We start from the raw sequence: 7,597 nt of genomic DNA, 5'->3' as shown, positions 1-7,597 counted from the left end.
AAAAGAATCTTTTGAAGACCTCGCCCATCCCTTAGCTTCCTTATTCATTTGCCAAGGTCCTTTATCTCAGTCGATTTTTTAAACAGACAAAAATTCTATCACTTTTTATTTCTTTTGTCAAGAGGTTGTATAGGTTATACCGGTTTGGGAAAATTCCGATTTTCTTGAATTTATAATATCACAAAAGTATTGTAAAGGTGATTTTTTGTTTAAACTATGATGAGGTCTTTCTGTGTTATACCATAACATATATTGCAGCATCTTTTTATTAAACTCATGAATATCTTCTAATTCGTAATCTTCATATTCATTCTCTCTACATATGCTTGTCCTTTTGGATATCTTGGATAGTTAAAATAATGTTTTATATCTTTTTTCTTTAATGCTTTGGTAAACTCACCTAAGAATTCACTGCCATTATAGGAGTTAAAATAATGTTATTAAAATTATAGTGAGGAATAGTAATACCTTGGGTGAGAAATTAGCGGTTTTTATAGAATTTAAAAATGAGATCCTTCGGCCTTAAGGCCTCAGGATGACAAGGAAAAGGTTGATTAATAAGTGTTAAAGGAAGGATAACCTTATTCGTCATTCTGCAGCCGGCGAAGAATCTCATGTTTTTAATGAATTTCTCACCCGACGTATGTTATTAAAATTATAGTGAGGAATAGTAATGGATAAGAAAGAATACTTTGAAAAAATACTTAGACAGATCTACCGAGGAATTAGTAAAAGAACTTTTCCTAAACATTATAACAACCTTAACATAAATGTCCAGAGAGATAAAAAAGATAGATTAAGACCACAAATATTACCCAACTCTTACAAAAGAGTCAACGAAGATTACATAGACCTTCTTATGAGTTTAGTATACAATGGATACTTAGAAAGCAAGATAGATTCTACACTAAAAAGCTTGGGCTTAACTACTTTAAAACAACGTATGGATATAATTAAAAAAACAGCTTATAGAAAGACTTTAGTGTCTTTAAGGTTGAGGTAGTAAAAGATGTGTCTGCTGAAACACTACTGAGAGAAACCGTAAAGAAAGTAAAGAGAGGAAGTTTGATACATACAGATAAATTCAAAAGTTATGATGGTCTTGTGATGGATGGATTTAAGTATGAGAGAATAGATAAAAGTGTAAAGTTTGCAAGAGGCTGCTAAAATTTCATAGTGTAATAAGGATAATTCTATCTGCTATCTAAAAGAGCTTGAATTTAGGTATAACCTTAGGGATAATATTGATGATATTTATATAAAGTGTTTAAGTGGAATAAATTGATGAATTGCCTATAATATTTCAGGTACAAAGGAGGATTAATAATGGAAAGGTTATACTCACCATGGAGGTCTCAATATATAGATGGTCTTGAAAAGTCAGAAGGTTGTTTTTTGTGTAAAGCCTACCAAGAAAATAATGACGAGAAAAATCTTTTATTGTATAGAGGCGAAAGGGCTTTTGTTATATTAAATCTATTTCCATATAATGCAGGCCATCTAATGGTATGTCCTAATGAACATATAGGAGATTTTACTGTTTTAGATGATAAAACTTTATGTGAAATTTCTTTATTAACTAAAGAGATGGTCAAGCTCTTGAAAAAAGTTTTAAAACCGGATGGGTTTAATGTTGGCTATAATCTTGGAAGAGCAGCGGGAGCAGGTCTTGAAACCCATATTCACAATCATATAGTTCCAAGATGGAATGGAGACACAAACTTTATGCCTGTTTTGGGAGAGGTAAGAGTTATTTCTCAAGATTTAAAAGAAATTTATTTTAAATTAAAAGAAGAATTAAAAAGATGTTAAGCAAAATTAGACTTATTTTATGGTTATTTATTCTGTTGGCAGCAGGATACTTTGTAGCAATGAATAATATTTCTGTTACTGTTAATTTGCTTCCAGGTTACCAAACGGTACCACTTCCTTTGTCCATAATTATTCTTATGAGTATTATTGTTGGAGCTATGCTTGCTATTCTAATGACAATTGGAGACTGGATTAAATTTAAGATCGAAATTTCAAGATTAAAAAAGCAGCTTGAAATTTGTAATAAGTCAAAAGAAGTGCAGGAAAGTGAGTAAGAAATTTCAGAAAAAAGAGATATTTTTTGCAAAAATGTCGCGAAAATTTTTGTAAGTTTATTTTTTGCTACCAGTAGCAAAAAGACATAAAGGAAAAAGATTCTTTCCACTAGCTGCAGAATTGCAACTTTACCTTTGAAAGGCAATCATGAATCATCCTTACTCTTTCACTTTCCTTGTCATCTTAAGAACTTAAGCCCAAATGATCTCTCTTTTTTAAATTTTATAAAGTCGCCAATTTCTCACACCAAGGTATAAATTTAATAATAGCAATCTTTTTGCGACCAAATTTATTATGCATTTTCTTTAACTTTTTCTTTCTTTATTACTTCTGCTTCTATCTCCTTAGGTGTAATAACTTTTTCGTCCTCTTTCTTCTCTTCTCCAGATATGGCTGCCTTAAAGCTTCTAATTCCTTCACCTAAGCCTCTTCCAATCTCAGGCAACTTTTTTGCACCAAAGAGTAAAATTATAATCCCAAATATTAGCAAAAGTTCTGTCATTCCAATAGAACCCATTATACTATCCTCCTGTTAGTGAGATTTTAATGACCTAATTACTTTTATAACATTTTCAGTTTCCTCTTCTATTTTAAGAGGTTCCCATTCTTTTATAGTATGTCCTTTATCATCTACAAGAATTCCTTTTCTTATGACTTTTTATTTTTCTATTCCGTTTACAAATACTTCTTCATAAGCTCCTAATCCTCTAATTGTTTCCAATGTAGGTTCAGATAAGAGTTCAAAATTTATGTTATATTTATGCTTAAATTCTCTATGTTCTTCAACAGCGTCTTGGCTGATTCCTATTTCAATCACACCTTCTCTTTGAATTTCTTCCAAGTTTTCTTTAAATGGACATTCAGATCTATTACATTTAAATTTTTCATCCGTTGGATAGATGTAAATAAAAATTGGTTTTCCTTGACCGAGTAAATCATTTAGAGACACAGGCGGCTTATATTCTGTATTCAATAATTCAAAATTTTGAATAGCTTTAGCCATAACTTAAATTTAACTCCCATGTTACACATTTACAGTAAATTATAACATAAGAGATTAAAAAATCAAATTTTCTAGATATTGTTCCAAGAATCCCTACTGTCATTCTGCAGCCGGCGAAGAATCTTGACCTCAAAGATGTCATTTTGAGCAAAGCGAAGAATCTCCTTTTTACAAAAAACATTAAAAAATAAGATTCTTAACTACGTTCAGGACGACACGAAAAGGTAAGCTTACAAGAATTTTGGAACTCTCTTCCTTTATCGATATCTTGGATGAGGAATTCAATAAAAGCAGGGGATTCTTGTCAGTTGACAAATAAGATTATCCTATCTCTTATATCTATCAATAAACTTTTGACTGTTATGCTGAGGCTATAAGTCGAAGAATCTTCTCTTAATTAAAATTAGATAATTAAAGTCCCCTCCCCTAAAGGGAGGGAGTGTTGAATGTTTTATATAGAATCTATTATTCTGTTAAATGTTTCACTTGGTCTCATTGCTTTTTCAGCTTTTGCATCGTCTGGATGGTAGTATCCGCCTATGTCTTGTGGTTTACCTTCAGAATCTGCTATTTCTTGAAGGATTTTTTGCTCATTTTCTTTTAAGTCGGCAAATACTTTTTCAAATTTCTTAGCTAATTCTGGGTCTTTGTCTTGAGCAGCTAAAGCTTCTGCCCAATACATAGCAAGGTAGAAATGAGAACCTCTGGTATCAAGTTGACCAACTTTTCTTCCTGGTGTTTTATTATTTTCAAGATATTTTTGTATTGCTTTGTCTAAGGTTTCTGCAAGAATTAATATTCTTGGATTATCTTTTCCATGTAATGTTTTTAATTGTTTGTAAGCTAATCTTAATGATTCTACGAATGCGAGGAACTCTCCAAGGCTATCCCATCTCAAGTGTCCTTCTTTTAAGAATTGTTCTACGTGCTTGGGAGCAGAACCACCAGCACCTGTTTCAAATACACCACCGCCAGCAATCAATGGAACGATTGATAAAGACCTTGCTGATGTACCTACCTCAATGATTGGGAATAGGTCTGTTAAATAGTCTCTTAAAACGTTACCGGTTACAGAAATAGTGTTTAAACCAGCTCTAAATCTTTTTAATGTAAATTTCATAGCATCTTCTGGAGATTTGATGTACCACTCAACATCAGATAAATCGTATTTTGGAAGCTCTTCTTTTACTTTTTCTATAAGTTCCTTATCGTGAGCTCTGTATTTATCAAGCCAAAATACTATTGGATCACCGCTTTCTTTTGCCCTGTTAACAGCTAATTTTATCCAGTCTCTGATTGCTATATCTCTTGTGATGCAGCTTCTATAAATATCTCCTGCTTCAAGTTCATGTTCGATTAATACATTACCTTCTTCGTCAACGATTCTGATTTTTCCATCTTCTGGTGGGAAGAATGTTTTGTCGTGAGAACCATACTCTTCAGCTCCCATTGCCATTAAACCTACGTTTGCAACGCTTCCAACGGTTGCAGGGTCAAACTGTCCGTTAGTTTTAATATCTTCAACTATCTCTTTATACATTCTTGCATAGCTTCTATCCGGGATCGTGATTACACAGTCATCTTCTTCACCTTTTGGACCCCAGCCTTGTAAACCGTTTTTAATAACTGCCGGAACAGATGCGTCAATGATTACGTCATTTGGTCTGTGTAAGTTTGTAATTCCTTTGTCTGAATCCACCATATACATTCTTGGTCTTTTTTGGTAGATTTCTTCAATTGTTTTCTTGATTGCAGCTTGTTTATCTTCTGGCAACTTAGATAATTTAGCTTCTAAATCTGAAAGACCGTTGTTTGGATTGAATCCGATCTCTTCAAGTTCTTTTCCAAATTTTTCAAATAATTCTTTGAAATAAACTCTTATAGCATCGCCAAACATTACAGGGTCAGAAACTTTCATCATTGTTGCTTTTAAGTGTAAAGAGAATAGAATATCATCTTCTTTAGCTCTTTCAAGAACTTTTTCATAAAAGTCTCTTAACTTTCTTCTGCTTAAGAATGTTCCATCTACAACATCGCCAACAGAAACCTTAACGCCATCTTTTAATACTTTAACTTCTCCATTTTTGTTAACAAACTCGTACCTTATTGTTGTATCTTTTTTGATGGTAACTGATTTTTCGTTTTCATAAAAATCTCCGCCTACCATATGAGCTACATGAGCCTTCGAGTTAGGGCTAACAGCTTTCATTTTATGTGGGTATTTTTTAGCATATTCTTTAACAGATTTAGAAAGTCTTCTGTCTGAATTTCCTTGCCTTAAAACAGGGTTAACTACAGACCCAACAGCTTTCATGTATCTTTCTCTAATTGCTTTCTCTTCTTCTGTCTTTGGGTCTTCCGGAAAATCTGGAAGGTTGTATCCTTGAGATTGTAATTCTTTTATTGTTGCTATAAGCTGAGGAATAGATGCAGAGATGTTTGGAAGCTTCATAATATTAGCTTCTGGTTTCCAAACAAGCTCTCCTAAGTAAGAAAGCTCATCAGGAATTCTTTGATCTTCTCTTAAATACTCTGGAAATAGCGATATAACTCTTCCTGCTAGAGAAATGTCTCTTAACTCAATTTCAATGTCTGCATCTTTTGTAAAAGCTCTCATGATTGGTAGTAAAGAATAAGTTGCAAGTGCCGGTGCTTCATCAATTTTTGTCCAAACAATAGTTGCCTTTGACATTTTCGTACCTCCCTAAAAATTTTTTGCATAAAAAATATAACATTGTTTGATTTTTAAGTCAAGAAAAATATAACGCTGTTTGATTTATCAAAGGTAAATTGGATTTTTATAAAAATTTTTTAATATATGTCGGGTAAGAAATTTAATAAAAGTATGAGATTCTTCGCCAGCTGCAAAATGGCAGACAAGATGATATCTTCATTAAAAATCTTTTTGGAACATTTTCTCTCACGGTGTATTTTATTGTAAAATTATTTTGATGGATTTAAATTAAAATTACAGTATTAACATAGGGGTGTGAACTTATGGCATATGGAATACCACTTGAAATATATCAGATGCTCGAAAAGGTACTTGGAAAAGAAGATGCTCAAAAAGCTGTTGATATACTCCAAAAATCTATCAATGAATCCTTAGAGTCTTCTGAAGAAAAATTGAAAATCTCTATCTCGGAGGAGCTTAAAAAAGAACTTGCTTCCAAGTATGATGTTGAATTGCTAAGACAAGAAATGAAGACATTAGAAGTCGAGCTTAAGAAGGAAATTGAAATAACAAGGGTAGAATTCAAGAAAGATTTAAGAATTGCGGTTATCATTTTGATTGCAATTATAGTAATTTTAAATCAAAATTCTTTAGAGCTTTTAGCTAAATTAATCGGTATCGTAAAGTAAAAAGCTAGCTAAGGGAGCAATAAAATGGCATATGGAATACCATCAGAGGTATATCTAACAATCTCAAAAGATTGCTTATAAAAATCAACATTGTCTTTTCTGCAGCTCAAAAAAAGATAAAACTCTTTGTGCTTACATCCTCAGGACAATGACAAAAAATTAAACTTACGAGAATTTTGGAACACTCTTTGGTGTGTTTCTATTGTTTTACTGTTGTAGTGTCTGTTTTTTAGTTTCCTTATAAACTCTTCTAATCTCTCCTCCATGACTATACCGCTTTCCACTGAAAATCCACTATGTTTCTATCTTTTTTACTAAACTCAATTCCAATCAAATAAACTTCTTCATACTTTCCTAAATACTTTTCATAATACTTTTTCTCTTCAATCTGCTTTAAAGCTGTTTTTTCTGGCTGGTCTTCTACTACTTTAAACTCTATGATGTACGCTTTGTTATTGTATATTACTGTTAAATCTATTCTGCCTTTATTAGTAGTATCCTCTGCTATTGTTTCAAATCCTGCTCCGCTAAATAGGGCATAAACAATTGATGCATAAAAGCCTTCATAGCTTTCTAAATCATTTTTCCTATACCAATCATATGGTATGCTTGCAAAAAAGCTATGTAAGATGTCTTTTAGTTTTTCTATTTGATTATCTCTTAAGGCTAATTTGATAGCTATATCTGTTTTGCTTTTTATACTTTTGTCTTGCAAAAAGTAAAGTAAAAAATAGCTGTTAAAACTTTTCTTTACTTCAAAATTAGGATAGCTTAGAATATAAATTCTTTCTGTAGGTTCTTCTATTACATCTTTTATTGTCAGATATCCTGTTTGAAAAAGTAGATTTTCTACATATAAATCATCAATATCAAGATTGGATAAAAGCTCTTCTCCTACTTCTAAGTTTTCTAATTCAGGTAAATAATAATTGTATTGTTTAAAAAGTTTGATTAAAAACGTAGGTGTTCCTGTTTCAAACCAATAAGGTCTAAATATTTTCTTATTAAATAGCAGCAGAATATCAAAAGGATTGTAAACCTTTTCTCCAAGCCAGCTATAGCCGTTATACCATCTTCTTACTTCTTCTTTATCAAAATCTTTTATCCTATCTGCAAATACTGTTTCTAAATCTGTTTGTGTAT

At 31.9% G+C, this 7,597-nt stretch carries 10 protein-coding genes; 5 read left to right on the top strand and 5 right to left on the bottom strand.

Features of this window, described 5'->3' with window-relative positions:
- Positions 1-117 precede the first annotated feature (117 nt).
- Positions 118-249: a hypothetical protein gene (locus Q0929_RS08430; RefSeq protein WP_343232054.1), complete on the bottom strand. Its 132-nt coding sequence runs from the start codon at positions 247-249 to the stop codon at positions 118-120.
- Between the two features lie 424 nt (positions 250-673).
- Here Q0929_RS08430 and Q0929_RS08425 point away from each other — a divergent pair, with 424 nt between their 5' ends.
- The 4 genes from Q0929_RS08425 (at position 674) to Q0929_RS08410 (ending at position 2,087) form a co-directional block, all read left to right on the top strand.
- Positions 674-1,003: a transposase gene (locus tag Q0929_RS08425; RefSeq protein ID WP_299239817.1), complete on the top strand. Its 330-nt coding sequence runs from the start codon at positions 674-676 to the stop codon at positions 1,001-1,003.
- A gap of 8 nt (positions 1,004-1,011) precedes the next feature.
- The gene (locus Q0929_RS08420; protein WP_299239810.1) at positions 1,012-1,167 is read left to right on the top strand and encodes a transposase; all 156 of its coding nucleotides are present in this window, start codon (positions 1,012-1,014) and stop codon (positions 1,165-1,167) included.
- 159 nt (positions 1,168-1,326) lie between these two features.
- Positions 1,327-1,812, top strand: a complete 486-nt coding sequence (locus Q0929_RS08415) for an HIT domain-containing protein (protein WP_299239805.1) — start codon at positions 1,327-1,329, stop codon at positions 1,810-1,812.
- Positions 1,806-2,087 (top strand): LapA family protein, encoded by a 282-nt coding sequence (locus tag Q0929_RS08410; protein ID WP_299239799.1) that lies wholly within the window; start codon positions 1,806-1,808, stop codon positions 2,085-2,087. Before Q0929_RS08415 ends, Q0929_RS08410 begins: the two co-directional genes overlap by 7 nt.
- A 293-nt stretch (positions 2,088-2,380) precedes the next feature.
- On the opposite strand, the gene tatA is transcribed toward Q0929_RS08410, so the two are convergent.
- The 3 genes from tatA to Q0929_RS08395 form a co-directional block, all read right to left on the bottom strand.
- Positions 2,381-2,605 (bottom strand): twin-arginine translocase TatA/TatE family subunit, encoded by a 225-nt coding sequence (tatA, locus tag Q0929_RS08405; protein ID WP_299239796.1) that lies wholly within the window; start codon positions 2,603-2,605, stop codon positions 2,381-2,383.
- A gap of 141 nt (positions 2,606-2,746) precedes the next feature.
- Positions 2,747-3,091 (bottom strand): redoxin domain-containing protein, encoded by a 345-nt coding sequence (locus tag Q0929_RS08400; protein ID WP_299239791.1) that lies wholly within the window; start codon positions 3,089-3,091, stop codon positions 2,747-2,749.
- 451 nt (positions 3,092-3,542) lie between these two features.
- Positions 3,543-5,783, bottom strand: coding sequence for an NADP-dependent isocitrate dehydrogenase (locus Q0929_RS08395; RefSeq protein ID WP_299239787.1), 2,241 nt, complete (start codon positions 5,781-5,783; stop codon positions 3,543-3,545).
- Between the two features lie 305 nt (positions 5,784-6,088).
- Between Q0929_RS08395 and Q0929_RS08390 the strand changes: the two genes are divergently transcribed.
- Positions 6,089-6,454 carry a hypothetical protein gene (locus tag Q0929_RS08390; RefSeq protein WP_299239780.1) on the top strand — a complete coding sequence of 122 codons (366 nt, stop codon included), beginning with the start codon at positions 6,089-6,091 and terminating at the stop codon, positions 6,452-6,454.
- 268 nt (positions 6,455-6,722) lie between these two features.
- Here Q0929_RS08390 and Q0929_RS08385 read toward each other — a convergent pair.
- The coding region (locus Q0929_RS08385) for a PD-(D/E)XK nuclease domain-containing protein (RefSeq protein WP_299239773.1) at positions 6,723-7,597 on the bottom strand (875 nt) is incomplete at its 5' end.

The organism is Sulfurihydrogenibium sp., assembly GCF_028276765.1.
In the GTDB taxonomy this organism is placed as follows: domain Bacteria; phylum Aquificota; class Aquificia; order Aquificales; family Hydrogenothermaceae; genus Sulfurihydrogenibium.
This window is presented reverse-complemented; position numbering and strand designations above follow the sequence as displayed.

Bases quoted from the DNA above. Each gene is read 5' to 3' on its own strand.
- Q0929_RS08390 (WP_299239780.1), top strand. From the start codon at position 6,089: ATGGCATATGGAATACCACTTGAAATATATCAGATGCTCGAAAAGGTA.
- tatA (WP_299239796.1), bottom strand. From the start codon at position 2,605: ATGGGTTCTATTGGAATGACAGAACTTTTGCTAATATTTGGGATTATA.
- Q0929_RS08415 (WP_299239805.1), top strand. From the start codon at position 1,327: ATGGAAAGGTTATACTCACCATGGAGGTCTCAATATATAGATGGTCTT.
- Q0929_RS08395 (WP_299239787.1), bottom strand. From the start codon at position 5,783: ATGTCAAAGGCAACTATTGTTTGGACAAAAATTGATGAAGCACCGGCA.
- Q0929_RS08410 (WP_299239799.1), top strand. From the start codon at position 1,806: ATGTTAAGCAAAATTAGACTTATTTTATGGTTATTTATTCTGTTGGCA.
- Q0929_RS08400 (WP_299239791.1), bottom strand. From the start codon at position 3,091: ATGGCTAAAGCTATTCAAAATTTTGAATTATTGAATACAGAATATAAG.
- Q0929_RS08430 (WP_343232054.1), bottom strand. From the start codon at position 249: ATGTTATGGTATAACACAGAAAGACCTCATCATAGTTTAAACAAAAAA.
- Q0929_RS08425 (WP_299239817.1), top strand. From the start codon at position 674: ATGGATAAGAAAGAATACTTTGAAAAAATACTTAGACAGATCTACCGA.